Source organism: Blastococcus jejuensis (assembly GCF_039534705.1).
Taxonomy (GTDB): domain Bacteria; phylum Actinomycetota; class Actinomycetes; order Mycobacteriales; family Geodermatophilaceae; genus Blastococcus_B; species Blastococcus_B jejuensis.
On record NZ_BAAAVV010000001.1, the window covers coordinates 438,594 to 464,135 of the forward strand.

Consider the following 25,542-nt stretch of genomic DNA (forward strand, 5'->3'; position numbering starts at 1 on the left):
GCTGCTACTTCTTGCCCTGGTTCTTGACGGCCTCGATGGCCGCGGCGGCGGCCTCGGGGTCGAGGTACTCGCCGCCGGTCTTCACCGGGCGCAGGTCGCCGTCCAGGTCGTAGCGGAGCGGCACCCCGGTGGGGATGTTCAGGCCCACCACCTCGTCGTCGCCCATGCCGTCGAGGTGCTTCACCAGGGCGCGCAGGCTGTTGCCGTGCGCGGCGACGAGCACCGTCTGGCCGCTGCGCAGGTCCGGCACGATCGCGTCGTACCAGTAGGGCAGCATCCGGACGACGACGTCGGCCAGGCACTCGGTCGCGGGGCGGGCCTCCGGCGGCAGGAACGCGTAGCGCGCGTCGCCGTCCTGGGAGAACTCGCTGCCAGGCTCGATCGGCGGCGGCGGGATGCTGTACGAGCGGCGCCACACCATGAACTGCTCCTCGCCGTACTCGGCGAGCGTCGCGGCCTTGTCCTTGCCCTGCAGCGCGCCGTAGTGCCGCTCGTTGAGCCGCCACGAGCGCTTCACCGGGATCCACTGCCGGTCAGCCTCGGCCAGGGCCAGCTCGGCGGTGGTGATCGCCCGCTTGAGCACCGAGGTGTGCAGCACGTCGGGCAGCAGGCCGTGCTCGGCGAGCAGCTGCCCGCCGCGGGCGGCCTCGACCCGGCCCGTCTCCGACAGCGGGACGTCCACCCAGCCGGTGAACAGGTTGGCCTTGTTCCACTCGCTCTCGCCGTGGCGGAGCAGCACCAGGGTTCCCGGGGAGGTCGTCACGCCGTCATCCTGCCGGACGCCGTTCAGGGCGCGAGTTGGGGCCAGAGCAGCCACAGCTCGAACAGCGCGGGAGGTGCGAGGCCGGCGAGCAGCCACGGGCTCCGGACGCGGCGGGCCGCGCCCCACCGGACGACGGCGACGACCGCAACGCTGCAGACGACGCCGAGCGCCAGCCACAGGACGACAGCGGAGACGTCGGTGGTGAGCAGCTGGGCGACGACGAGGCGCACCGCGCACACGAGCAGCGGGTAGACCAGCGCCGAGGCGGCGACCACGCCGATGAGGGCGCGGCCCCGCCGCTCGGCCGCGGGCGGGCTGTCCGGCATCGCGCTCCACGCTAACCCCGTCGGCGCCCCACCTCGGACGACAGCGCGATCAGGCGACGGCGCGGTCGGCGAGGTCGTCGCGGGCCGCCCGGACGGCGGCGGCGACGACCTCGGCCGCGGTGCGGAGCTGCTCCTCGGTGTGCGTCGCCATCACCGACAGGCGCAGCACGCCCTGGCCGCGCGGCACGGCGGGGTAGGCGACGGCGTTGACGTACACGCCGTCGTCGAAGGCGGCCCGCCAGGCGGTCGCGGTGACCTCCTCGTCGCCGGTCGGGACGGCGATGACCGCGCCCCGGCCGGGCAGCGGGGTGGCGCCGGCCCCGGCGAGCGCGCGGCGCAGCAGCTCGCCGTTCTCGCGCGTGCGGGCCATGCGCCCGGGCTCGGCGCGCAGGATGCGCAGGGCGGCGAGCGCCGCGCCGACCGAGGCGGGGTCGTTGGCGGCGCTGAACACGTAGGGCAGCGCCGAGGCCCGGATGCCGTCGGCGGCGGCGCGGGACGTCATCACCGCTCCCCCGACGCTGGCCAGCGACTTGCTGAACGCCACGGTGACGGCGTCCACGCGGTGCAGCACGCCGGCCTTCTCGACCGCGCCGCGACCGCCGTCGCCGAGAACGCCGAGCCCGTGCGCCTCGTCGACGACGAGGCGGGCGCCGAACCGGTCGCACAGCGCGGCGATGTCGGCCAGCGGCGCGAGCTCCCCGGTCATCGAGTACACGCCGTCGACCACGATCACGGCGCCGGCCCGGTCGTCGAGCCGCTCGAGACGCTGGGTCAGCGACACCATGTCGTTGTGCCGGAACCGGCTGACGGTGGCCCGGCTGGCCGCGGCGCCGGCGTGCACGCTGGCGTGGGCGTGCGCGTCGACGAGCAGGACGTCGCCGGGGCTGCCGATCGTCGACAGCAGCGCCACGTTCGCGTTGATGCCCGACGAGGTGAGGACGGCCGCCTCGGTGCCGTAGTGGTCGGCCAGCTCCTCCTCGAGGGACAGGTGCAGCCGGGTGGTGCCGTTGAGCACCCGGCTCCCCGACGTGCTCGACCCGTACTGCCGCAGGGCCGCCGTGGCCGCGTCGAGCACGCGCGGGTCGCCGGCGAGCCCGAGGTAGTTGTTGCTGCCCAGGTTGATCCGCTGCCGGCCGTCGCCGTAGAGCGTGACCGGCTGCGGGGCGCCCCCGGTGGGGACGGCGTGGGTGGCGGCACCGGCGCGCGCGTGGTCGCGCAGCAGCGCGGCGAGGCCGTTCTCGAGCAGGGGGGCGAAGGGATCGCGCCGGTCTGGCACACGGACTCCCCTCTGTCGGCGCGGGGAGTCCCGGCTGCTCGGAGTGCCCAGCCTGAGCGGCGGAGGGTCAGGACGTCAACCGAGTGTTGCACCTTCGGGTCAGTGAGTGACGGCGCTCAAACGCTGTCGCCGTCCCGGGAGCCAGATCAGGACGACGATCCCGGCGACCACGCTGGCGCCGGCGGTGCCGACAGCGGTCACGTGCATCGCGGAGACGAAGGCCTCCCGGGCCGGCGCCACGACCTCGGCCGCGGCGCGGGCCGCCTCCTCGTCGCCGTCGGCCTCGACGGTGCGCACCGCCTCCAGCGTCGCGACGATCGACTGGCGCGCCTCCGCCCGGGCACCGGCGGGCAGCGCGTCGGCGGCCGTCCCGAGGTGGGCCGCGTAGGAGGCGGTGAGCACCGAGCCGAGGAGCGCGACACCCAGCGCCCCGCCGACCTGGCGCACGGAGTTGTTCACCGCGGCCCCCGCGCCCGCCTTCTCGCGCGGGACCACGGACATGATCGATTCTGTCGCCGGGGCCATGACCGCGCCCATCCCGAGGCCCTGCACGCCGAGGACGGCGAGCAGCAGCCACACCGGCGAGGTGAGATCCAGCAACTGCGTGCCGAGGAAGGACGCCGCGATCAGCGCGAACCCGGTGGCACACACGGCCTTGGCGCCGAAGCGCTCGGTCAGGGCGGAGCTGCGCGGGCCCATGATCATCATGCCCACCGCGGTCGGGATGAGGGCGGCGCCGCTCTCCAGCGGGCTGTAGTCGCGGACGCCCTGCAGGTAGTAGACGAGGTAGAAGGTCGAGCCCAGGAGGGCGAAGAAGGTGAGCCCCAGCGCGGCCGCCGCAGCCGAGAACGCGGGATTGCGGAAGAGGGTGGGGTCGAGCATCGGCTGCTCGGAACGCCGCTGCAGCAGGATGAAGACCCCCAGCAGCAGGAGTCCGCCGAGCAACGGGCCGAGCACGCCGGGCGTCGTCCAGCCCTCCCCGGCGCCGCCGCGGATGATGCCGAAGACGATCCCGGCCAGCGAGACGATGGACAGCAGCACGCCCGGCAGGTCCAGCCGTCCCGGCGAGGGGTCGCGCGACTCCGGCACGAACGCGAGCACGCCGGCGATGCCCAGGACGGCGACCGGGACGCCGACGAGGAAGACCGCGCCCCACCAGAAGTGCTCGAGGACGGCGCCCCCGGCCAGCGGTCCACCGGCGACGGCGATGCCGGCGGCCCCGGCCCAGATGCCGATGGCCCGGCCCCGCTCCCCCGGGGGGAACACGTTGGTGATGACGGCGAGGGTGGTCGGCTGCACCGCGGCGGCGCCGATCCCCATGACCGCGCGGTACGCGATCAGGTCGACCGGCCCGTCGCCCAGGGCGGCGAGCACGGAGCCGACGGCGAAGATCGTCAGCCCGATCAGCAGCACCTTCCGGCGGCCGATGCGGTCACCGACGAGCCCCCAGGAGAACAGCAGGCCGGCGAAGACGACGATGTAGGCGTCGACCGCCCATTGCAGTTCCCCCTGGGTGGCGCCGAGCTCGCGCTGCAGCGTCGGGAGGGCGACGTTGAGGATCGTGTTGCCCATGATCACCACGAGCAGGCACACCGTCATGGTGGCCAGCACCCACCAGCGCCGCGCGTAGCCCGGACTCGCGTGCTCGGGCGCCGCCACCTGGTCCCGGGCGGTCACCGCCGGGCGTCGGGCGAGGCCGGGTCCGTGGCGGGGCGCCGATCGGGGACGGCGTCCGGCCGCCGATCCGGGTCGGCGAAGGCCGCGAACGCCTCGAGGTTGCGCAGGGACTCCCCGCGCTTGACCCGCCAGTCCCACTCGCGGCGGATCGACGTTCCGAAGCCGATCTCCAGCATCGTGTTGAAGTCGTCGTCGGCGTAGCTGAGCACGGCGCCGAGGATGCGGTCGATCTCCTCGCGGGTGATCGCGGCGTGCGGCAGCCGGCCGGTCAGGTAGATGTCACCGACGGCGTCGATCGAGTAGGCGACGCCGTACATGCGCGCGTTGTGCTGCAGCAGGAACGTCCACAGCTGCTCGCGGTTCTCGTCGGGCTGGCGGCAGACGAAGGCCTCGACCCGCAGCGCGTGCTCGCCCACGATCAGGCCGCAGACGGTCTTCAGCTTCTTGGTGCCGGGGAGGTCGACCAGCCACTTCCCCGGGGCCGGGTGCTCGTGGACGAGGTCGGCGTCGCGCAGCGTCTGCCCGATGACCTCGTCGAGCTCGGCCAGGGACCGCGCGGCCCCGGTCATCGTGCGACCTGCATCCCGGGGAGCGCGCGCAGCGGGGCGACGGCCCAGTCCAGCGAGGGGCGGCGCACGACGCCGGCCATCTCCTCGGCCGCGGACGCGTACGCGGCGACGAGGGCGTCGGCGGTGCGGTCCCAGGAGAAGCGGGCGGCGTGCCGCCGGGCCCCGACCGAGAGCAGCTCCCGGCGGGCCAGCACCGCGCGCACGGCCACGGCGTAGTCGGCCGGGTCGTGGCCGGCGACGAGGACGCCGGAGACGCCGTCGCGCACCGCCGTCCGGAGGCCCCCGACCGCTGCCGCGACCACGGGCGTGCCGCAGGCCTGCGCCTCCAGCGCGACGAGACCGAACGACTCGTTGTGGCTGGGGACGACGGCGACGTCGGCGGCCCGGTAGTGCTCGGCCAGCCGGTCGGGCGGCTGGGGCGGGAAGAAGTGGACGACGTCGGCGATGCCGAGGTCCCCCGCGAGCTTCTGGAGCTGCTCGGGCGCCTCGAGGCCGGAGCCGCTGGGGGCGCCGACGACGTGCACGCGCAGGCGGGGGCGCAGCACGGGGTCGTCGGCGACCAGGCGGGCGGCGGCGTGCAGCAGGACGTCGGGGGCCTTCAGCGGCTGTATGCGGCCGACGAAGAGCAGCACGAGTGCGTCGGCGGGGACGCTGACGGCGCGGCGGGCGGCGGCGCGGTCGCCGGGGGCGAACCGGTCCAGGTCGACGCCCGGCGGGATGACGAGGGTGCGCGCGGGGTCGGCGTCGTAGTGCCGGACGAGCTGCCGCGCCTCCTCGTCGGTGTTGGCCACCAGCCGGTCGGCCTCGGCGACCACCTGTTCCTCACCGATGACGCGCGAGCGCGGCTCCGGGCGGTCGCCGTCGGCCAGTGCCTCGTTCTTGACCTTGGCGAGGGTGTGCGCGGTGTGGATGAGCGGCACGCTCCACCGGTCGCGGGCCAGCCAGCCGACCTGGCCGGACAGCCAGTAGTGCGAGTGCACGAGGTCGTAGTGGCCCTCCTCGTGCTGGGCCTCCTCGCGGAGCACGGCGGCGGTGAAGGCGCAGAGCTGACCGGGGAGCTCTTCCTTGCCGAGGCCCTCGAACGGCCCGGCGCTCACGTGCCGGACGGTGACCCCGGGCGCCATCTCGACGACGGGCGGGAGGTCGCTCGAGGTCGCGCGGGTGAAGACGTCGACCTCGACGCCGCGTTCGGCCAGGCGGCGGGACACCTCGACGATGTAGACGTTCATGCCGCCGGCGTCGCCGGCACCGGGCTGGTCGAGCGGGCTGGTGTGCACCGAGAGCGTCGCCACCCGCCGGGGCGCGCCGGGGCGGGGCAGACGGCGAGCGGGCACGTGCGACCTCCCGCTCGGTTCTCCGCTGCTTCGGGGCCGGGATCGGCCCCCTGTCGACTCTTCATCCTGCAACAGCGCCAGGATGTGCTTCATGCCCGGTACCGAACCGACCCATTCACCGACCCCTGCGGCACGTGGTCGAGTCGCCGTCGTCACGGGGGCGTCGAGCGGCATCGGCGCCGCGACGGCCCGCCGGCTGGCGGCCGAGGGATTCGACGTCGTCGTCGGCGCCCGGCGGGTGGACCGCCTGGAGTCGCTGGCCGCGTCGATCGGGGCGCGGGCGCTGCCGCTCGACGTGACCGACGACGCGTCGGTGACGGCCTTCGCCGGAGCGCTGGACCGGGTGGACGTGCTGGTGAACAACGCCGGTGGGGCGTTCGACGCCGCCCCGGTGGCCGAGGCGGACCTGGACTCGTGGGCGCGCTCCTACGAGGTCAACGTCCTCGGGAGCGTGCGGCTCACGAAGGCACTGCTGCCCGCGCTGCGCGCGTCAGGCGCCGGGGACGTGCTGTTCGTGAGCTCGACCGCCGCGCTCATCTCCTACGAGGGCGGCGCCTCGTACACCGCGGCCAAGCACGGAGTGCACACGCTGGCGGAGACGCTGCGGCTCGAGCTGAACGGGGAGCCCGTCCGCGTGATGGAGATCGCGCCGGGGATGGTGCGCACCGAGGAGTTCTCGCTCAACCGGCTCGGGTCGCAGGAGAAGGCCGACGCCGTCTACCGCGGGGTGCGCGAACCGCTCGTGGCCGACGACATCGCCGACTGCATCGCCTGGGCGGTCACCCGGCCGCACCACGTGAACATCGACCTGCTGGTCGTGCGGCCGCTGGCGCAAGCCGCCCAGCACAAGGTTGCCCGCGAGGGCTGACCCGGAGAGGAGCGCGGTGTCCTTCCAGGCCTACCTCGACGCGATCGAGGACACGACCGGACTCACCCCTCGGCAGTTGCCCGGACCGCCGTCGGTTCGCGGACGAGGGTGACGCCGAACTGCTCCTGCACGGCGGCGGTCACGCGGTCGGCGAAGGCGAGCAGCTCGGCCGCCGTCGCTCCGGGTTCGGTGGTCAGCGCGAGGCTGTGGCGCGACGACGTCCCGACGCGACCCTCGCGGGTGCCTTTGCCGAAGCCCGCGTGCTCGACGAGCCAGGCCGCGCTGAGCTTGACCAGCCCGTCGCCGGCGGGCCAGCTCGGGCAGCCGTCGACCGACCGCGCGGCGGGGACGACCGGGTTGGTGAAGAAGGACCCGGCGCTGCGGCTGTCGGGGTCGGCCGGGTCGAGCACCATCCCCTTCCCGCGGCGCAGCTCCAGCACGGCGTCCCGCACGTCGGCCAGCGGCGCCGTCCCGCCGACCTCGACCCCGAGCCGGCGCGCGAGCTCGGCGTACCCGACCGGTCGCGAGCGCGCGCCCACGTACAGCTCGAACGTGACGTCGAGGACCACGAACCGGCCCGGGTGCTGCTTGAGCCGGCTGTCGCGGTAGGCGAACCCGCAGTCGGCGGGCGCCAGCACGCGCTCGGCCTTCTCCGCCCGGTCGTAGACGCGCACCGCGGTGATCGTCTGGGCGACCTCCTGGCCGTAGGCCCCCACGTTCTGCACCGGTGTGGCCCCGGTCGAGCCGGGGATGCCGGCGAGTGCCTCGATGCCCGCCAGCTCGTGCACGACGGTGTGGGCGACGAGCGCGTCCCACTCCTCGCCTGCCTGCACAGTGAGGGTGGCCCCCGACCGCGCGATGCCACGCGTGCGGACCGCGACGACGTCCCCCGGCCACCCCTCGTCGGGGGCGACCACGTTGGAGCCACCGCCGAGGACGAGCAGCGGCCGGCCCGCCTCGTCCGCCTCGCGGACGGCTGCGACGAGTTCGGAGGCGTCCTCGACCTCGACGAGCCGCTCGATGGGCCCACCGACGGCGAGAGTGGTGAGGTCCGCCAGCCGGACGTCATGTCGAACCTGCACGGCCCCACGCTAGCCGGGACTACGCTGCCGACCGGTGAAGGAGGCGGGGAGCGACGATAAGGCACGGGCATCCCTGTCACCTCAGCCCAGCCGGAAGGCGCCGCGACTGGCGGCCGGTCGGGCCCGTGCGCTCGGCCTCCCGACGCGGGGTACGACGAACGCCAACCGGCTGCGGCGGGTGGACCGCTGGCTGCTGGCCACCCAGATCCCGCGACTGCGCGACTCGACCCGCCCGCTCGTCGTGGACCTCGGGTACGGGTCCTCCGCCGTCACGACGCTGGAACTCGTGGAACGCCTGGGCCCGGAGGTGAACGGCCTGGAGGTCGTCGGGCTGGAGATCGACCCGTCCCGCGTGGCCGCCGTCGCGACCGACCGCGACCCGCCCCGCGTCGACTTCCGCGTCGGCGGCTTCGAACTCGCCGGCCTGCAGCCCGTGCTCGTGCGGGCGTTCAACGTCCTGCGCCAGTACGACCTGGACTCGGCCGCGCAGGCGTGGGACACGATGCGCGCAGGGCTGGCGCCTGGCGGGCTGATCGTCGAGGGGACGTGCGACGAGTGGGGCCGGCGCTCGGCCTGGGTCGCGCTCGACACCGACGGTCCCCTCACCCTGACGCTGTCGACCCGCGTGTCGGACATCAGCACCCCGTCGGACCTCGCCGAACGGCTGCCGAAGGCGCTGATCCACCACAACGTGCCCGGGCAGCCGGTGCACGACTTCCTCACCGCGTTCGACGCTGCGTGGGCGGCCGCGGCCGGCCTGTCGACGTTCGGCCCGCGCCAGCGATGGGTCGCGGCCGTCGAGGGCCTCGCGGCCCAGGGGTGGCCGATGGTCGGGTCGTCGCGGAGGTGGCGGCACGGTGAGGTCACGGTGCGATGGTCGTCCGTGGCACCGACGTGAGCGGGTTCGTCGTCCACAGCTGAGAGGCTTGTCCACAGGTCGCATCTCCGCTGGTCAGGGCGCCGCACTTCGCCTATGATCGAACACGTGTTCGATGACCGAGCGGGGTGGGTGTACAGCCAGACGTCTGCCGTCGAGCGTGCTCTGCACGACTTCCTCGGCCTGCCCGAGACCGTGTTCGAGCTCGCCGGGAGCTTCCGCCCCCACGGCCGTCCCGTCACGCCCGATGCGGCGCACGCAGACGGCCGCGCTGGCGACCCCCCGCTGCCCGACGTCCCGCCCCCCGCTCCATCGCCTGCTCCGTCCCAGGCCACCCCCGCCGGCCCTGCACCCCTCGGCGAGGAGTGCGACCGGCTCGCCCGACTGCTCGAGTCCGGCGCAGCCCACCTCGCGGCCGCGAAAGCGGCGGCCGAGGAGCAGAACCGGCTGGCTGCGGTGCAGGCCCGCGAACTGGCCGCGTTCGCGGCGTGCCGGCCGGCCGACGAGCTGGACCGGCCCGATGACGAGGTGGGTGCGGCGGCGGCCGCGTCACGGGCCGCGCGGCCGTCGGCGCTCACGGAGGTCAGCGAGTGGGCCGTCGACGAGGTGATGGCGACGCTGCACCTCCCCTCCCGGACCGCCGGCGTACTGCTCTCCGAGTCGATCGGCCTGGTCGAGCGGCTACCGGCAACACTGGCGGCGCTCGACGCAGGGGTGATCTCGTGGGCCCACGTCCGCGTGATGGTCGACTGGGTCGCCGGCCTCGACGACGAGATCCGGGCCGGGGTCGAGTCCGCGCTCATGGCCAAGGCGCCGGGGCGCACCGCGGCCCAACTCCGGGAGACCGCCCGGCGAGCAGCGCTCCGCGCTGACGCGTCGGCGGCGGCGAAGCGCTTGGCCCGGGCCCTGCGGGACCGTTCGGTGCGGATGTACGGCGACCGGGACGGGATGGCGTCGCTGACCGCGATGATGTCGGCGCCGGTGACCCGTGCGTGCTACCGGCGCCTCGAGGCGCTCGCCGAGGCCTGCAAGAGTCCAGGGGACGAGCGCACCAAGGACCAGCGGATGGCCGACTGCCTGGCCGATCTGCTGATCGGCCAGGGGTCGGCCGGCCAGCCGCCGGTGCAGGTGACCCTGACCGTGGTCGCACCTGCGCGGACGCTCTCCGGCGGCGACGAGCCCGGCGAGCTCGACGGCATGGCGGTGTCCGCGCTCGAGATCCGCGAGATGGCCTACGCCCTGGGTCTGCTGCCCCGCCCGTCCGCCGAGTGCACACCGGCTGACGGCACCCCGCCCGACGATGCCTCCGCTGAGCCGGCGGCACCGGCCCCGAGCACGGCCGCGGACGACGACGCTGACTCGCCCGCCCCTCCCGACGGTCAGGACGGCGCTGAGAGCACACCGACGGTCAGCAGCCAGGACGAGCAGGCCGTGGCCGACGTCGCCGCGCTCCTGGGCCTCCGCACGAAGGGGGGCACGGCCTTGGCGTCGCTGCCCACCATCGCCGTGATCGACGAGATCTCGGGGGCACTTCTCGCCCTCACCGACGCCTTCGAAGTGCGTCGGAGGGCTGCGTGCCACCGGCGGGCCTGCCGGAGCGGTCGCCGGCCGTGCACCCACCCGCCGGCCGGCCGCGGGCTCGGACCGCCGCCAGCCACCGATCGATACCGGCCGTCGGACCCGCTCGACAGGTACGTCCGCGCGCGCGACAGGCGCTGCCGGTTCCCCGGTTGCCGCGCCCGGCCGGTCCGCTGCGACCTCGACCACGTCGTGCCCTACCCGTACGGGCCGACGTCCGCGGAGAACCTCTGCTGCCTCTGCCGCCACCACCACCGGCTCAGCCACCAGGCACCCGGCTGGCGGCTGCGGCGTCGCGCCGACGGTGGCCTCGAGTGGACCCTCCCCAGCGGTGAGCGCATCGTCACCCACCCGATCCCGTTCGGCACCGACGACCTCCCGTCGACGTCGGATCAACCCGAGCCGCCACCGGCGAGGGATGCCCAGCCCGTCGACCCACCGCCCTTCTGACCCACCGCCCTTCTGACCCACCGCTCTCGTGCCGTCGACCGACTGCCCACCCACCGACCGGATGAGCGGTCGTCGGGGGCAGTCCCGGCAGCAGTGCGGGGAAGCGTTCCGGGGCAGGCTGAGATCGAGCGACCTGCGGCACGATGGACGTGTGGAACCACTCGCCGGCGAGGCGCTGCGGCAACGGTGGATCGCGGCCGTCGCCGGAGAGGGCGAGCGCTTCGGCGTGATCGCGCAGGAGCTCGAGCTCCGCGCGACCCCCGCGGGTACGGACCTCGACGCCCGCGTCCCCTGGATCCCCGACTGGCGGGCGCGCGACCTCGTCGGCCACCTCGGCACGGTGCACCGCTGGGCGACCGCCATCCTGCGCGCCGGCACCACCGAGCCCCCGGGACCAGCAGCCCGGCAGGAACCGCCGTCCGAGGGACTCCTCGACTGGTACGGCGACGGTCTGGCCACGCTGGTCACCGCCCTGCGCGACACCCCACCGACGGCGCCGGCCTGGCACATGAGTCCCGCGGCGGAGAAGGTCGCCGCCTCCTGGGCGCGTCGCCAGGCACACGAGCTCACCGTGCACCGGATGGACCTCGAATCCGCCGCCGGCATCCCCCTCGCGCCGGTCGAGCCCGCGCTGGCCGACGACGGCGTCGACGAGCTGCTCACGGTCGTCGTCCCCCGCTGGGCACACACCGAGCCGCTGGTGAGCGCCGACCGCGCCGTGGCGGTCACCGCGACGGACACCGGCCGCACGTGGTCGGTCCGCGTGGACCGCGGCACGGTGACCGTGGCACCGAGGGCATCCGGGAACGAGCACGCCCACCTGTCCGGCACCGCCACCCAGCTCCTGCTGCGCCTCTGGGGCAGACCGGCGGACGTCGACGTCGAGGGCGACCGCACCGCCGAATCCCTCCTCCGGGGACGATGAGGCGGTGCCCCGACCGCAGCGGACCCCACCCATGCTCGTCCCGCCGGGGCCCACTCCGGTCGCCGGCGGCATCGCCGAGCTGCTCGCCGACGCCGACCGCGACGCCTCCTGGATGCTGCTGGTCGACGGGACCCCGCAGTCGCACGTCGACCTCGACGATCCGGCGCACCTGGAGTTCGAGTACGTCCGCCGGATGGGCCACGTGCTCGACCTCGCGGCTCCGCCCGGCGCCCCGATCGACGTCGTCCACCTCGGCGGCGGCGCCCTCACCCTCCCCCGCTACCTGGCTGTGACGCGCCCCGGGTCCCGGCAACGGGTGATGGAGATCGACGAGCCGCTCACCGAGCTTGTCCGCGCCCACCTGCCGCTCCCCCGGCAGGCGCGCATCCGGGTCCGCGCCGCCGACGCCCGCGCCGGTCTGAGCACCCTGCCCACCGCCAGCGCCGACGTCGTCCTCAGCGACGTGTTCGCCGGCGCCCGGACCCCCGCCCACCTGACCAGCGTCGAGTACGCGACCGAGGCGCAGCGCGTGCTGCGACCGGGCGGGGTGTTCGCCGCCAACGTCGCCGACGGCCCGCCACTGCGCTTCGCCCGCGCACAGGCCGCCACCCTGCGCGCGGTCTTCGGCCACGTCTGCCTGCTCGCCGAGCCCGGCACCTTCCGGGGCCGCCGGTTCGGCAACCTGGTCGCCGTGGCCTCCGACGCCGACCTGCCGCTGGCCGCGCTCACCCGGCGCTGCGCCGGCGATCCGATGCCCTCCCGCGTCGTCGACGGCGCGGACCTCGACCGCTTCGTGGGCGACGCCCCGCCGGTCCACGACGCCTACGCCGTCGCCTCCCCCGAGCCGCCCGACGGCGTCTTCACCAGGTGAGCCCGCTTCCCTCCCGTAGTGACGCGTGATACAAAGGTCAGACCATTGCTCCAGATCGCCGGCGTCGCCACCGCCGCCGCGCGCGCCTCGACGACTCCTCGTCTGAGGCCGGCCGCGACGTCCGACCCACGGGCCAGGCACCACCGAACAGATTGCGAGGCAGACATGGGCAAGAAGGGCCGCGTCTTCGTCAGGGGGTTGACGTCCGAGACCTACGGGCTCGGCCACTTCCGCAAGGCCCAGCTGGCCGCCGAGCGGGTCCGCGACGACAGCGTCGTCGTCGACGACGCCAAGGTCGGCCACTCCGGCGACAGCGAGAAGAGCCGCACCTGGTGGCGGATCGGCCCGGGCGACGAGGACTTCCTCACCCAGACCCTGCAGGTCCACTTCGTGGAGCTGCCCGGTGAGTCGAGCAACCACGGCCACGGCCACCAGAACGAGGCCGCCTTCTACATCCTCGAGGGCAAGGGCTACGAGATCCACGACGACCAGCGCTACGACTGGGAGAAGGACGACCTCGTCTTCGTCCACACCGACTCGGTGCACAGGCACTTCAACCCGTACCCCGAGAAGGCCGTCGCCCTGGTCGTCAAGGCCAAGTGCTCCTGGATGTTCATGGGCCTGATCCAGCAGGGCCGCAGCGGTCCGGTGGAGGAGGAGGACCGCTTCGGTCCCCGCGAGGACTGGTCGGCGATCTGGACGCCCGGCGTCCTGGACCGCAAGAAGGTCATCAAGCCCTCCGACTGCACCTGGGAGACCACGCAGCTGGGCCGGGTCCGGGTCATGAACGCCCCGGAGCGCACCGACGCGCGCCAGTTCTCCGTCGACGCCCTCGAGCTGCAGATTCCCGCCGGCGGCCGCTCGGGCAAGTACTGGAAGATGGCCGACGAGGTGCACTACATCCTCGAGGGCGAGGGCTACGCGCTCATGTGGGAGGTGGAGGCCGAGATCGCGGAGAAGTACTACGCGCGGATCGCCAAGGAGCCCACCCGCCACGAGTTCAAGCAGGGCGACACGGTCTACGTCCCGCAGAACCACGTCTGCCAGATCTTCGCCGCCGACGGCACCCCGCTGCGCGTGCTGTCCTTCCAGAACCGCCTCTTCAAGCACCTGGGCTACGACAACGTGGCCTACCTGGAGGACTCCCCGGAGTACACGGAGCAGAGCCGGGTCGGGGAGCTGGCCGGTCAGGCCTGATCGACCCCGCACATCGATGACGGCGTCCCCGCGGCTCGCGCCCGCGGGGACGCCGTCGCTCTGTTCCCGGCCCGCCCACCGCCCCGAGGGAGACCCATGACCGCTGCGAAGGACACCCGTCGGTCCTCGCTGCGGGACACCGCCGCCACCACCACGGCCGCGCTCGTCTTCTCCGTCGCCCTCGGCATCGCCAGCGTCGCGCTGCCCCTCCTGGCCCTCGAAGCCGGCTACAGCGGGGTCCAGGTCGGCCTGCTCGTCGCGCTCAGCGCCCTCGCGCAGATGCTGGCCCGCATCGGCATGGGCGCCTGGATGAACCGGTTCCCCGACTGGACCTTCATCCTGGCCGCTGCGGTCCTCCTCGCCGTCTCCAACGCCGCCGCGGCGCTCACCACCGCGCTGGTCCCGTTCGCCGTCGCACACCTCCTGCAAGGCGTGGCACGCGCCTTCTTCTGGACCGGCAGCCAGACCCACATGGTCCGCGGCGACCGGCCGGCCGTGTCGGGCCTCGCCGTCATCAACCTCGTCTCGGCCGCCGGCCTGCTGATCGGCCCGGTCGTCGCCGGGTACGTCGGAGAGCGCTCGCTGTCGGCCGCCCTCGCCGTCGCCACCGCGCTGGCCGCCGCCGCCTGCGTCCCGACGCTGTTGCTCGACCGGCTCCCCCCGTTCACCCCTCCGGCCGACCGTCCGCCGGGCCGGATCTGGCGCCGTCCCGGGGTGGACGCCGGCTGCTGGGCCGCGGTGTCCTCCGGTGCGTGGCGCGGGCTGCTCGGCTCCTACGTCCCCGTGGCCCTGGAGGCCGCCGGCCAGACGACGGCGGCGATCGGGCTCCTGGTGTCCCTGGCCAACGGCGCCCAGCTCGCCGGGTCCGGCGTGGTCGGCCGGCTTCGTGCTCGCGGCCTGGCTCTCTCCCTCGTCGTCGGGGCGCTCGCCGCGGGGGCGGGCACCGCCGCGGTCGGGCCGTTCGCCACGTCCGCCGCGCTCGTCGCGCTGGCGCTGGTGGTGTCGGGTCTCGGGGCCGGGGCGCTCCAGACCGCCGGGCCCGCCGTCGCGGCCGAGGCGGTGCACCGCGAGGAGCGCGGCGAGGCGATCGCCGCGTCGGGAACCTTCCGCGCCGCCGCGCTGCTGGTCGCCCCGCTCGGCGCCGCCGGGATCGTGACGTTCGCCCCCGTGGCCGTCGCGCTGGCCCTCGGCGGCGCGCTCATCGCGGCCCCCGCCGTCCTCTCCGCCCGCCTGTCCAGGCGGGCGCGCCACCCCAGCACGGAAGGCACCACCACATGAGGCTGTCCCTGCGCTCGACGTCGACTCGCACGTTCGTCGCCCTGCCCCTGGCCCTGCTCGCGGAACAGGGCCTGCGGCGGGCCCGGCTGCACGCCTCCGGCACCCCGCTGCTGGCCGCCGGCTTCGCCGCCTACAAGCTGGCCGGCAGCTACCGGACCGGCCGGGCCGGTGGCCCGCCCGGCATGTCGCAGGGAATGCCCGATCGGCTGGTGACCGACGGCGTCTACGCCTGGACCCGCAACCCGATGTACCTGGGCCACCTGACCTTCATGACCGGGGCTGCCCTGGTCACGCGCTCGCCGCTGGCCATCGGCGCCCTCGCCCTGGCCGGGCCGTGGTTCGGTCGCCGGGTCGCGGCCGACGAGGCCCGGCTGACGGCGGCGTTCGGCCGTGCCTACGAGGAGTACCTCGAGCGCGTGCCGCGCTGGCTGCCGGGCAGTTAGCGCGCGGCCTCGACGCCGTCCAGGAACTCCAGGATCCGGGCGGGGGCCGTCTCCTCCGTCTGGTCGACGACCGGGACGTCCCAGTACTCGACCCGGGGCAGGCACTCCTCGAGGTAGCGGGCGGCGGACGGGGCGTGCGACTCGTCCTGACCGGGGACGACGAGGGCCGGGACGTCGAGGCGGAGCAGGTCCTCCGGCTCGGCCCCCGGCACGGTGTCGCGGTCGAACATCAGCCGCACCAGCCCGGCGACCGTCACCCGGTAGCGCGCCGCATCGGCCGCGGCGTAGGCCGCGGCGAACGCCGCGTCGGTCCGGAGCACGCTGTTCCACGGCCCGACCCGCGGGTCCTTGGTGAAGCTGGCCTCCGAGGACCGCACCAGGTCCACGACGGCGCCGAGCCCGTGCTCGTCGACGAACGCGAGGTGCTGCTCGAACCGGGAGTGCTGCTTCATCCGGTACTTCACGCCCCCGGCGGGCGAGTACAGCACCATCGACCGCACCCGCTCCGGGGCGGCGACGCCGATGGCGGCCACCGCCGAGCACCCGACGCAGCCCCCCATCAGGTGCGCGGAGTCGACGCCGAGGGCGTCGAGGAGCCCGAGCCCCTGCCGCACGTAGTCCGACCAGGAGATCCGCTCCAGCCGGCCCCCCGAGCGCCCCGACTCCCGCCGGTCGAAGGTGATGCAGGTGTAGCGCTGCTCCAGGTGCGCGAGCAGGTTCAGCCGCTTGTAGACGCCGACCGTCCGCCAGCTCTCCAGCGTCGAGTCGAAGCCGCCCGGCGAGAACATCAGCAGCGGCGGACCGTCCCCGGTCACCTCGTAGCGGGTCGGGATCCCGTCGGCGACGGCGGTGGGCACGGGTGGTTCTCCTAGGGGTTCGGGACCGGGATGCCGCCGGGCAGCTGCCGGGCGGACCGGACGTCGTCGGCGTAGGCCGTCATGGCCTCCAGCGTCAGCTTCGCGACGTTGACGTAGGTGTCCGGCGCGCCGTCGATCGCCGACGCCGCGTAGCCGATGGCGGCGTTCACCATGCGCATCCGGCCGTCGAGCCAGGGGCCGCCGCCGAACCCGCCGACCACCGGGACGGTGACGGCGTCGGCGACCGCCGCGCCCACCACCGGGCCCGAGTTCGTGAAGTTGAGCAGGGCCGCGCCCGCGTCCTCGAGCCGCTTGGCCTCGGAGATCAGCTCGTCCTTCAGCTCCACCGGCACGGCGTCGGCCGCCGTCGGGATGGCCTTGTACTCGACGCCGTAGCGCAGCGCGGTCTGCGGCGTGATGCCGAACTGCGCGAACACCGGGATGCCGGCGCGGGTCACCGCCTCGACGGCGTCGAGGTAGTCCGACGCGGCGTCGAGCTTGACCATGTCGACGCCGGCCTCCTTCACGAACCGGATCGCGGCCCGGACCGCGCTGTCGGCGCCCTCCTGCAGCGGACCGAACGGGAAGTCGACGCTCACCAGGGCCCGCTGCACGCCGCGGCGCACGGCCTTGGCGACGACCAGCATCTCCTCCATCGTCACCTCGAAGGGGTTCGTGTGCCCCCAGAGGTTGACCCCGACGGTGTCACCGACGGAGACGAGGTCGACGCCGGCTCGGTCGACGATCCGCGCGACCTGGTAGTCCCACGCGACGACGCCGACGATCTTGCGTCCGCCGTCCTTCATCGCCTGCAGGTCGCGCAGGCTCACCCGGTCAGACACGCCGCCCCCTAGACACGCAGCGCGCTCAGCAGCTCGACCACGTCGCTCTCGTCGGCCTTCGGCAGCAGCACCCGGGCGTGCGGGCGCAGTGCCGCCACCGCCGCGGCGGCCGCGGTGCCCTCGTCGGTGCCGTCGCCGAGGACCAGCCCGGCGGTCTGCACGCCCCGCTCCCAGCACGCCTTGCCCAGCGCGTACGCGCAGTCGGCCCCGGCGTCGCTCGTGGCGACCATGACCACAACCGACGCGCTGGCCAGTTCGTCGGCCAGCGTCGCGGGGCCACCGTCGATGCCACGGAGCAGGACGCTCTCGGCGTCCTCCCCGGCCGACTCGCAGACGTAGAACCGGGCGTTGGCCCACTCCAGCTGGGCCGTGCGCGCGAGCACGTCGGCGGCGCCGGCGTCCAGCGCCACGACGCGCCCGGCCCGCGAGGGCGCGATCGGCCGGTCGATCCGGTAGCGCGCCTCCGCGGCCGACGCCGCCTTGGCGCAGCTGCTGAGCAGGCTGGTGTCGACGACCACGATCAGACCCTGCCCATCAGACGGAGCTCACCGGCATGCCGGGACGCACCGTGACGTCCTCGCGCGCGGCGTCGAGGAACGCCTCGGCCTGGGGCAGGACGACGGCCGCCGAGCGGACGTGGTGGTGCTTCGGGTCGACGCCGGGCGGGGTGGTGCCGTGGTCGCGCAGCGCGAGCGCGGCCTTCCGCAGCTTCTGCCGGGCCTTGATGATGCCGCTGTCGGCCGGCACCAGACGCTCCTTGGTCCGGTCGACGATCGGGCCCATGCTCTCCTGCAGCGACGAGTCCTGGATCGCGATCCCTTCGACCCCGGAGTACCACTCGCCGCTCTTCTGCTTCTCGCGGTTCATCAGGTAGTCGTTGTCCATGTTGGCGACCGGCCGGTAGGTGCCCGGGATGTTCTTGCTGTGCACCCCGTGCCCGTCGATCATCGCCTGCCGCTCCTCGGGGGTCAGCGCCCGCACCGGGTGGTAGTCGAAGCTGTACGCCCAGCAGTTCTCGTCGTCGATCGGCACCCAGAAGTGCCCGTGGATCGGGTGGTCGCCGCGCGGCGGGACCATCGTGAAGTTCGGCATCACCCAGGGCGTGATCCGCCAGTAGTACTGGCCCTCCTCGGCGTTGCGGCGCGCGCCGACGAACAGGCCGCCGTCGCTGTCGGCGACCTCGAAGAAGGGCTTGGTGTCGTTGAGGTTGTACTGGTTGCCCTTGGCGCCCTTGAACAGCGGGTCGCTCTTGAGGCCGCCGGAGTGCAGGAACGTGACGTGGCTGGAGTCGATCCCGCCCTCGAAGGCCTGCAGCCAGTTGCTCTGCTGCCAGCGCTTGGACGTGTAGGTCTGCTCCGGGGGGACCAGCGCGAACTCGTACTCGGGCAGCGGCGGCTGCTTCGCGGGGTCGCCCATGTAGGTCCAGAGGATGTCGCCGATCTTGACCAGCGGGTACGCCGTGAGCTTCACGTTCTCGGCGAAGCTGGAGTTGTCGGCCTCCGAGGGCACCTCGGTGCACTGCCCGGTCGTGTCGTACTTCCAGCCGTGGTACGGGCAGCGGAGGCCACCGTCCTCGTTGCGGCCGAACCAGAGCGAGGCGCCGCGGTGCGCGCAGAACTCGTCGATCAGGCCGTAGCGGCCGTAGCTGTCGCGGAAGGCGACCATCCGCTCGCCGAGCAGCTTGAGCCGGACCGGCGGGGCGCCGTCCTCCGGCAGTTCCTCCGCGAGGCAGGCGGGGAACCAGTACTGCCGGAACAGCTCGCCCATGGGCGTGCCCGGCCCGGTCTGGGTCAGCAGCTCGTTGATCTCCCTGCGGAGCATGCGTCTCTTCTCCCTGTGCGCTACTGCCCTGCGAGCCCGGCTGGAGCAGGAGGGCTAACTGTCATACCTTTGGGTGAGCGGTGTCAACCGCCGTCAGGCCTGCTCCGGAGGGACGTCGACCGTGAGCCCGTCCAGTTCGGGGGTGCAGGTGATCTGGCAGGACAGGCGACTGCCGGCCCGGCGGTCGCCGACGCCGAGATCGAGGAGGTCGTCCTCCATCTCGCCCGGCTCCCCGACGAGAGACAGGAACTCGTCCCGGACCCACACGTGGCACGTCGCGCAGGAGGCGTTGCCGCCGCACTCGCCGATGATCCCGGGGACGCCGTTCTTGACGGCGGTCGCCATGACGGACTCGCCATCGAGGGCGTCGACCGCCTGCTCGGCGCCCGAAGCGCTCACGTAGATCACCTTCGGCACGGGTCGCGGTCCTCTCGTCGGCCTCTTGCATCGGCGGCAGCCGGCGAGGCTCGCCACATCGAAGTGCTTTGGTCTGTCCATTAGACCACGAACGTCCCGGTGTCGCTATGGTCGCCGCATGCCGTCGCTCGTCGTCCTCCGCCACGGCGAGAGCGAGTGGAACTCCCGCAACCTGTTCACCGGCTGGGTCGACGTCGACCTGACCGCGCGCGGCGAGGCGCAGGCCCGGCACAGCGCCGCCCTCCTGCGCGAGGCCGGCCTCCTGCCGACGGTCGTGCACACCTCGGTGCTCACCCGCGCCGTGCGGACCGGCGCGATCGTCCTGGACGCGCTCGGCCGGCCGGAGGTGCCGACCCGGCGGCATTGGCGGCTCAACGAGCGCTGCTACGGCGCCCTCCAGGGCATGGCGCGGACGGTCGCCCGCGAGCGCTTCGGCGACGACCTGTACCTGCTGTGGCGACGCTCCTTCGACGTCGCACCCCCGCCGCTCGAACCCGGCACCCCGGGCGATCCCGCCGCCGACCCGCGGTACGCAGACCTCCCCGCCGGCACGCTGCCGCGCACCGAGAGCCTGGCCGACGTCACCGCCCGCCTGCTGCCGTACTGGCGCGAGGTGATCGCGCCGGACCTCCGCAGCGGCCAGACCGTCCTCGTGGTGGCCCACGGCAACTCGCTGCGGGCCCTGGTCGCCCACCTCGACCAGCTGTCCCCCGACGAGGTGCTCGGCCTGAACATCCCCACGGGCATGCCGCTGCACTACGAGCTCGCCGCGGACCTCTCACCGGTGGTGCGCGGCGGTTCCTACCTCGAGCCGGGCGCGGCGGCCGTCGCGGCCGCCGCGGTGGCGGCCGAAGGTCACTGAGCGGGGGGAGCGTCCGCGCGCGAGGGTTGGACGGCGCGACGATGCACGCTATCGTGGAATGGTCTGACCATTGACACTCGTCGAGAGGGGCACGCGATGCCGCCCAGGCTCCGGGACCCCCGGTGAGCGCCGGCACGCTCGTCGTCGGCGCGAGCCAGGCCGGTCTGCAGCTGGCGGTGTCGCTGCGCGAGCTCGGGTACACCGCGCCGATCACGCTGATCGGTGAGGAGCCGCACGCCCCCTACCAGCGCCCGCCGCTGTCCAAGGACTTCCTCGCCGGCACCGCGGGGCCCGAGACGCTCGCCTTCCGCACCCCCGCCTTCTACCGCGAGGCCGGCATCGACCTCGTCTGCGGGGAGCAGGTCACCGACGTCACGCTGGCCTCGGACGCCTCCGCGACGGGGATCGCCGGCACCGCGTCCGGGCGGGAGCTGCCGTTCGAGCGGCTCGCGCTCACGGTTGGGGCGAGCGCCCGCCGGCTCACCGTGCCCGGCGCCGACCTCGCCGGCATCTGCTATCTGCGCGGGGTCGACGACGCGACGGTGCTGCGCGCGCAGCTGACCGGCGCGGCGCGCGTCGTCGTCGTCGGCGGCGGGTTCATCGGCCTCGAGGCGGCGGCGGTCGCGCGGTCGTTCGGTGCGTCGGTGACCGTGGTGGAGGCGACCGACCGGCTGATCGGCCGCGCCGTCGCCCCGGTCGTCTCCGAGTTCTACCGCCGAGCGCACGAGCGCCGCGGGACGGCCGTGCTCACCTGCGCGACGGTCACCGCCTTCCGCGAGGTAGAGGGGCGGGTCGCGGCCGTCCTGCTGTCCGACGGGACGGAGCTGCCGGCCGACCTGGTCGTCGTCGGCGTGGGCGTCATCCCGCGCACCGAGCTGGCCGAGAAGCTGGGCCTCGAGTGCGACGGCGGCATCGTCGTCGACGCCCGGGCACGCACCAGCGAGCCCACCGTCGTCGCGGCCGGCGACTGCACGGTGCTCCCGCACCCCCTCACCGGCGAGGGGCGGGTGCGCCTCGAGTCGGTGAACAGCGCGGTCAGCCAGGCCACCGCCGCGGCCGCGGCGATCGTCGGCGCGCCCGACCGCGCGCCGAACGTGCCGTGGTTCTGGTCCAACCAGGGCGACCTGCGCCTGCAGATCGCCGGCCTGTCGACCGGTTACGACGAGTTCGTCGTCCGCGGGGAGCCCGACAGCGAGAAGTTCGCCGTCCTCTACTACCGCGCGGGCCGGCTGCTCGCCGTCGACGCGGTGAACAGCCCGCCCGACTACATGGTGGTGCGCAAGGCGCTCACCCAGGGCGCGACGATCCCGGCCGACCGTGCCGCCGACGAGGCCACGCCGCTCAAGCAGCTGCTGATGGCAGCCGCCTGACGGTGGCACCGCCCCTCAGATGACGAAGTTCTCCGTCGCCTCGGGCGCGAAGAGCTCCGCGGGCGCGTACCGCCGGCGGGACAGCCCCTGGTCGTGGTGGTAGCGGAGGAACGTGTCCAGGACGTGCTCGTTGGCGCCCAGCCCGTAGGACCAGTAGTCCGCGCCGAGCAGCGACCGCGCCTCCTCGAGGCCGGGGATCAGCCAGGGCAGCATGAACCGCAGCGCCGAGGAGTCGTACAGCTCGGCCATGGCCCGGTTCTTCGCGACGGTCATCGCCTTCGTCAGCGTCTGGGCCACCCACGGGTGGCGCTCGTAGACATCCCTGCGGACGACGACGACGTGCATGATCGGGAAGATCCCGGTCTCGGCGAAGTACTGCTTCTCGGCCGCGACCGGGTCGGCGAACAGCCGCCGCACCCGCCCGCCGGGCACGAAGGACGACGGCACGCGCGGGCCCTGGAAGGCGTCGATCCCGCCGTCGGCGAGCATCCGCGCCAGCGTCTGCTCCGGGCCGATGGGCGAGATGCGGATCCGCTCCCCGAGGTCGACCGCGGCCTTCTCGACCCGGCCCGGCGTCTCCTGCCCACCGGTCCGGTACTCGACCGAGTCGACCGGCACGCCGTGGTGGTCGGCGAGGATGCCGCGGATCCACACGCCCGCGGTCAGCTGCCACTCCGGCGTCCCGACGATCCGGCCCCGCAGGTCCTCCGGCTTCTCGATCCCGGAGTCGGCGTTGACGAAGATGCCGGCGTGCCGGAACTGCCGCGAGGTGTAGACCGGCAGCGCGACGAACGGTGGCTCGTCGAGGTCCAGGGACTTCACGTACGAGGACATCGACATCTCGGCGACCTCGAACTCCCGGTGCCGGAGCATCCGGAAGAAGGTCTCCTCGACGGGCAGCCGCAGGTAGGTGAGGTCGATGCCGTCGGGCCGGACCGTCCCGTCCTCCAGGGCGCGGGTGCGGTCGTAGTCGCCGCAGGCGAAGGTCAGGTGCAGCCGGGCCATCAGTTCCCCTCCAGCCGCGCGGCCAGCCGGGGGTAGACCCGCCGGGCGTTGCCCTCGAAGACGGCGTCCCGCTGCTTGCCGCTCAGCTGCGCGGCGTCCAGGTAGCGCTTGGTGTCGTCCCACTCGATGCCGGTCTCGGGGTCCGCGCCGCGGACGGCGCCGAGCATCTCGGACGCGAAGAGGATGTTCTCCGTCGGGATCACGCGGGTCAGCAGGTCGATGCCCGGCTGGTGGTAGACGCAGGTGTCGAAGAAGACGTTGCGCAGCAGCTCGGCCGGGTCCTGCCAGCCCATGCGCATGGCCAGCCCGCGGTAGCGGCCCCAGTGGTAGGGCACGGCGCCGCCGCCGTGCGGGATGACCAGCCGCAGCGTCGGGAACCGCGCGAACAGGTCGCCCTCGAGCAGTTGCATGAACGCCGACGTGTCCGCGTTGAGGTAGTGCGCACCGAGGGCGTGGAAGACCGGGTTGCACGAGGTGGACACGTGCACCATGGCCGGCACGTCGAGCTCGACCAGCGCCTCGTAGACGGGGAACCAGTACGGGTCGGTCAGCGGCGGGGAGGTCCAGAAGCCGCCCGAGGGGTCGGGGTTGAGGTTGGCGCCGACGAACCCGCGCTCCTCGACGCAGCGCCGCAGCTCGGCGACGACGTGGTCCTGGGACCCACCCGGGGTCTGCGGCAGCTGGCACACCCCGGCGAAGTGCTGCGGGTAGAGGTCGGCGATGCGGGCGACGAGGTCGTTGCTCGCCTGCGCCCAGGCCACCGCCGTCACCGGATCGGGCACGTGGTGCTCCATGCCCGACGCCCGCGGCGAGAAGATCATCAGGTCGCCGCCACGCTCGCGCAGCACCCGCAGCTGGTTGGTCTCCACGCTCTCGCGCAGCTCGTCGTCGCTGATGCAGTCCAGCTGCGGGGCGGCCGAGCCGCTCTCGACCGCCGCCAGTTGCGCCTGGCGGAAGCGCTTCAGCTGCGCCGGTTCCGTCGTGTAGTGGCCGTGGATGTCGATGATCACCGGTCGGGCTCCTGCTCGACGTAGGTCAGGCCCTTCGCGGCCAGTCGCGGCCGCATGTCGTTCATGTCCAGCCCGAGCTCGCCGGCGCGGTACCGCTCCCGGATGGCCGCCTCGCGCTGCTCGCGGGCGCGGGCGGCGTCGAGGACGGCAGCGGCGCGGCGCCGGGGGACGACGACGACGCCGTCGTCGTCGGCGACCACGACGTCCCCGGGCTCGATCCACTGCCCTGCGCAGGCCACGCCGACGTTGACGCTGCCGAGCGTCTCCTTGATGCAGCCGAACGCCGACACGTGGCGCGACCACACGGGAAACCGCATCGCGGTCAGGTCGGCGACGTCGCGGCAGCCCGCGTCGAGGATCACGCCGCGCACGCCTCGCGCGGACAGGCTGGTGGCCAGCAGGTCGCCGATGTAGGCCGCCTGGGAGGGGCTCGTCGGCGTGATGACCAGCACGTCGCCCTCGGTGCACTGCTCGACCGCGACGTGCACCATCCAGTTGTCGCCGGGCGGCAGGCTGACCGTGACCGCGGTGCCGGCCACGCGGGCACCGGCGTACACGGGCCGGAGCGCGGGGTCGAGCAGGTGCGTGCGGCCCTGGGCCTCGTGCACGGTGGCCACGCCGAGCGCCGCCAGCCCGTCGACCGCCACGCGGTCGGCCCGGGCGATGTTCGTGACGACGACGTCCCCGCGGACGGCACTCACGCGTCGCCCCACGGCTTGAGGGAGATGTGCAGGGCGTCCTCGCCGGTCTCGCCGGCCAGGGCGCGGATGGCGTGGTCGACGTCCTCGAGCCCGAAGCTGTGCGTGGCCAGCCGCTCGAGCGGGAAGCGGTGCGAGGCCAGCTGCTCCAGGGCGAGCTCGACCGAGCGGTAGCTGTGCCCGCGAGCGCTGGCGAGGGTGATGCACTTCTCGGTCATCCGCTTCAGCGGGAAGTCGGGGAACGCCGCCTCCTCGCCCTGGGTGACCATGATCCCCTCGCGCCGCTTCAGGGCGTCGATGCCGAGCAGCACGGGCGCCGTGCCGGCCCCGGAGGTGCAGTCGAGGACGACGTCGACCCCGACGCCGCCGGTGAGCTCCAGGACGCGGGCGAGCGCGTCCTCCTGCTGGACGTCGATGACCGCGTCGGCGCCCAGGGCCTTCGCGAGCTCCATCCGGCCGGCGTCGCGGGTGGTGCCGCTGACGACGATGAGCGAGGCGCCGGCCTGCTTCGAGGCGACGACCTGGGACAGGCCCTGCTGGCCGGGCCCCTGGATGAGCACGGTCCGCGCGTAGCCGACCTTGCCGGCGTTGAGCGCCCACTCGATGCCGTTGGACAGCGGGGTGACCAGGCCGGCGAGCTCGGCGGAGACGCCGTCGGGCACCTTGTGGGTGACCGCGTTCCAGGGCAGGTACATGTACTGGGAGAACCCGCCCCACAGCCGCCCCGGGTTGTTCGACGAGGTGTAGCCGTAGCGGCGGGCGTCGGGGTTCGTGCGCCAATCGGTGAGCTCGCAGTGCCGGTACTCGCCGGCCCGGCACCACGCGCAGTGCATGCAGCCGACGTAGTGCTCGACGAAGATCCGGTCGCCCTCCTCGAGACCGTGGATCCGCGACCACTGGGCGCCGGCGCGCGCGACGATGCCGACGTTCTCGTGGCCCATGATCACCGGCTCGTCGATCGTGGGCTTGCGGTAGAGCTTCACATCGGTGCCGCAGATGCCGGCGACCTCGATCTTGAGCAGCGCGGCGTCGTCGCCGATCTCCGGCATCGGGAACTCGCGCATCTCCGTCGTCCCCGGCCCGGTCCGGACCGCCGCCAGAACCTGCTCAGCCATTCCCACTCCTCGCCTCGCCCTTGCCCACCGT

General features: G+C 73.8%; 26 protein-coding genes. 10 read left to right on the forward strand and 16 right to left on the reverse strand.

Translation table 11 applies throughout. The features are described 5' to 3' along the window. Positions 1-4: 4 nt before the first annotated feature. The 6 genes from ABD644_RS02140 to mshA form a co-directional block, all read right to left on the reverse strand. The gene (locus ABD644_RS02140; protein WP_344686841.1) at positions 5-763 is read right to left on the reverse strand and encodes a phosphoglyceromutase; all 759 of its coding nucleotides are present in this window, start codon (positions 761-763) and stop codon (positions 5-7) included. A 23-nt stretch (positions 764-786) separates the two neighbouring features. Then, a complete protein-coding gene (locus tag ABD644_RS02145; protein WP_344686842.1) occupies positions 787-1,089 on the reverse strand; it encodes a hypothetical protein in 303 nt (100 codons plus the stop codon). 49 nt (positions 1,090-1,138) lie between these two features. Continuing rightward, positions 1,139-2,365, reverse strand: a complete 1,227-nt coding sequence (locus tag ABD644_RS02150) for an aminotransferase class I/II-fold pyridoxal phosphate-dependent enzyme (RefSeq protein WP_344686843.1) — start codon at positions 2,363-2,365, stop codon at positions 1,139-1,141. Between the two features lie 99 nt (positions 2,366-2,464). Further along, the gene (locus tag ABD644_RS02155; RefSeq protein WP_344686844.1) at positions 2,465-4,042 is read right to left on the reverse strand and encodes an MFS transporter; all 1,578 of its coding nucleotides are present in this window, start codon (positions 4,040-4,042) and stop codon (positions 2,465-2,467) included. Beyond that, positions 4,039-4,611 carry a type III secretion system chaperone family protein gene (locus tag ABD644_RS02160; RefSeq protein ID WP_344686845.1) on the reverse strand — a complete coding sequence of 191 codons (573 nt, stop codon included), beginning with the start codon at positions 4,609-4,611 and terminating at the stop codon, positions 4,039-4,041. Before ABD644_RS02160 ends, ABD644_RS02155 begins: the two co-directional genes overlap by 4 nt. After that, positions 4,608-5,945 (reverse strand): D-inositol-3-phosphate glycosyltransferase, encoded by a 1,338-nt coding sequence (gene mshA / locus ABD644_RS02165; protein WP_344686846.1) that lies wholly within the window; start codon positions 5,943-5,945, stop codon positions 4,608-4,610. Before mshA ends, ABD644_RS02160 begins: the two co-directional genes overlap by 4 nt. Before the next feature lie 91 nt (positions 5,946-6,036). On the opposite strand from mshA, the gene ABD644_RS02170 reads away from it, so the two are divergent. Next, entirely contained in the window at positions 6,037-6,813 is a 777-nt protein-coding gene (locus ABD644_RS02170) for an SDR family oxidoreductase (RefSeq protein WP_344686847.1), read from the forward strand. Between the two features lie 62 nt (positions 6,814-6,875). On the opposite strand, the gene ABD644_RS02175 is transcribed toward ABD644_RS02170, so the two are convergent. Further along, positions 6,876-7,895, reverse strand: a complete 1,020-nt coding sequence (locus tag ABD644_RS02175) for a UDP-N-acetylmuramate dehydrogenase (RefSeq protein WP_344686849.1) — start codon at positions 7,893-7,895, stop codon at positions 6,876-6,878. A gap of 178 nt (positions 7,896-8,073) precedes the next feature. On the opposite strand from ABD644_RS02175, the gene ABD644_RS02180 reads away from it, so the two are divergent. The 7 genes from ABD644_RS02180 (at position 8,074) to ABD644_RS02210 (ending at position 15,514) form a co-directional block, all read left to right on the forward strand. Continuing rightward, positions 8,074-8,793: a class I SAM-dependent methyltransferase gene (locus tag ABD644_RS02180; protein ID WP_344686850.1), complete on the forward strand. Its 720-nt coding sequence runs from the start codon at positions 8,074-8,076 to the stop codon at positions 8,791-8,793. Positions 8,794-8,880: 87 nt separating this feature from the next. Continuing rightward, the gene (locus tag ABD644_RS02185; RefSeq protein WP_344686851.1) at positions 8,881-10,800 is read left to right on the forward strand and encodes an HNH endonuclease signature motif containing protein; all 1,920 of its coding nucleotides are present in this window, start codon (positions 8,881-8,883) and stop codon (positions 10,798-10,800) included. A gap of 151 nt (positions 10,801-10,951) precedes the next feature. Further along, complete coding sequence (locus tag ABD644_RS02190; RefSeq protein WP_344686852.1) at positions 10,952-11,725, forward strand: maleylpyruvate isomerase N-terminal domain-containing protein; 774 nt, start codon at positions 10,952-10,954, stop codon at positions 11,723-11,725. 31 nt (positions 11,726-11,756) lie between these two features. After that, positions 11,757-12,596, forward strand: coding sequence for a spermidine synthase (locus tag ABD644_RS02195; protein ID WP_344686853.1), 840 nt, complete (start codon positions 11,757-11,759; stop codon positions 12,594-12,596). Between the two features lie 165 nt (positions 12,597-12,761). After that, the gene (locus tag ABD644_RS02200; RefSeq protein WP_344686854.1) at positions 12,762-13,793 is read left to right on the forward strand and encodes a cupin domain-containing protein; all 1,032 of its coding nucleotides are present in this window, start codon (positions 12,762-12,764) and stop codon (positions 13,791-13,793) included. Positions 13,794-13,889: 96 nt separating this feature from the next. After that, positions 13,890-15,071, forward strand: a complete 1,182-nt coding sequence (locus ABD644_RS02205; protein WP_344686855.1) for an MFS transporter — start codon at positions 13,890-13,892, stop codon at positions 15,069-15,071. Next, positions 15,068-15,514 carry a methyltransferase family protein gene (locus ABD644_RS02210; RefSeq protein WP_344686856.1) on the forward strand — a complete coding sequence of 149 codons (447 nt, stop codon included), beginning with the start codon at positions 15,068-15,070 and terminating at the stop codon, positions 15,512-15,514. Before ABD644_RS02205 ends, ABD644_RS02210 begins: the two co-directional genes overlap by 4 nt. Here the strand turns inward: ABD644_RS02210 and ABD644_RS02215 are convergent. The 5 genes from ABD644_RS02215 to ABD644_RS02235 form a co-directional block, all read right to left on the reverse strand. Continuing rightward, entirely contained in the window at positions 15,511-16,371 is an 861-nt protein-coding gene (locus ABD644_RS02215; RefSeq protein ID WP_344686857.1) for an alpha/beta fold hydrolase, read from the reverse strand. The two genes, ABD644_RS02210 and ABD644_RS02215, sit on opposite strands and share 4 nt — an antisense overlap. Positions 16,372-16,382: 11 nt before the next feature. Then, positions 16,383-17,213 (reverse strand): 3-methyl-2-oxobutanoate hydroxymethyltransferase, encoded by an 831-nt coding sequence (locus ABD644_RS02220; protein WP_344686858.1) that lies wholly within the window; start codon positions 17,211-17,213, stop codon positions 16,383-16,385. An 8-nt stretch (positions 17,214-17,221) separates the two neighbouring features. Beyond that, positions 17,222-17,731: a hypothetical protein gene (locus ABD644_RS02225; protein WP_344686859.1), complete on the reverse strand. Its 510-nt coding sequence runs from the start codon at positions 17,729-17,731 to the stop codon at positions 17,222-17,224. A gap of 16 nt (positions 17,732-17,747) precedes the next feature. Then, positions 17,748-19,034, reverse strand: a complete 1,287-nt coding sequence (locus tag ABD644_RS02230) for an aromatic ring-hydroxylating dioxygenase subunit alpha (RefSeq protein ID WP_344686860.1) — start codon at positions 19,032-19,034, stop codon at positions 17,748-17,750. 93 nt (positions 19,035-19,127) lie between these two features. After that, positions 19,128-19,433 (reverse strand): 2Fe-2S iron-sulfur cluster-binding protein, encoded by a 306-nt coding sequence (locus ABD644_RS02235; protein ID WP_344686861.1) that lies wholly within the window; start codon positions 19,431-19,433, stop codon positions 19,128-19,130. A gap of 136 nt (positions 19,434-19,569) precedes the next feature. Here ABD644_RS02235 and ABD644_RS02240 point away from each other — a divergent pair, with 136 nt between their 5' ends. Further along, on the forward strand, positions 19,570-20,313 hold the full coding sequence (locus ABD644_RS02240; protein WP_344686862.1) for a 2,3-bisphosphoglycerate-dependent phosphoglycerate mutase: 744 nt from the start codon (positions 19,570-19,572) through the stop codon (positions 20,311-20,313). A gap of 122 nt (positions 20,314-20,435) precedes the next feature. Beyond that, positions 20,436-21,683: an NAD(P)/FAD-dependent oxidoreductase gene (locus ABD644_RS02245; RefSeq protein WP_344686863.1), complete on the forward strand. Its 1,248-nt coding sequence runs from the start codon at positions 20,436-20,438 to the stop codon at positions 21,681-21,683. 15 nt (positions 21,684-21,698) lie between these two features. On the opposite strand, the gene ABD644_RS02250 is transcribed toward ABD644_RS02245, so the two are convergent. Genes ABD644_RS02250 through ABD644_RS02265 form a run of 4 tightly spaced genes read right to left on the reverse strand, consistent with a single transcriptional unit; the run spans position 21,699 to position 25,511 of the window. Next, complete coding sequence (locus ABD644_RS02250; protein WP_344686864.1) at positions 21,699-22,688, reverse strand: ABC transporter substrate-binding protein; 990 nt, start codon at positions 22,686-22,688, stop codon at positions 21,699-21,701. Next, a complete protein-coding gene (locus tag ABD644_RS02255) occupies positions 22,688-23,698 on the reverse strand; it encodes an amidohydrolase family protein (RefSeq protein ID WP_344686865.1) in 1,011 nt (336 codons plus the stop codon). Before ABD644_RS02255 ends, ABD644_RS02250 begins: the two co-directional genes overlap by 1 nt. Then, a complete protein-coding gene (locus ABD644_RS02260; protein WP_344686866.1) occupies positions 23,695-24,399 on the reverse strand; it encodes a 4-carboxy-4-hydroxy-2-oxoadipate aldolase/oxaloacetate decarboxylase in 705 nt (234 codons plus the stop codon). Before ABD644_RS02260 ends, ABD644_RS02255 begins: the two co-directional genes overlap by 4 nt. Next, complete coding sequence (locus ABD644_RS02265) at positions 24,396-25,511, reverse strand: zinc-dependent alcohol dehydrogenase (protein ID WP_344686867.1); 1,116 nt, start codon at positions 25,509-25,511, stop codon at positions 24,396-24,398. The genes ABD644_RS02260 and ABD644_RS02265 overlap by 4 nt, the downstream gene beginning before the upstream one ends. Between the last annotated feature and the right edge of the window lie 31 nt (positions 25,512-25,542).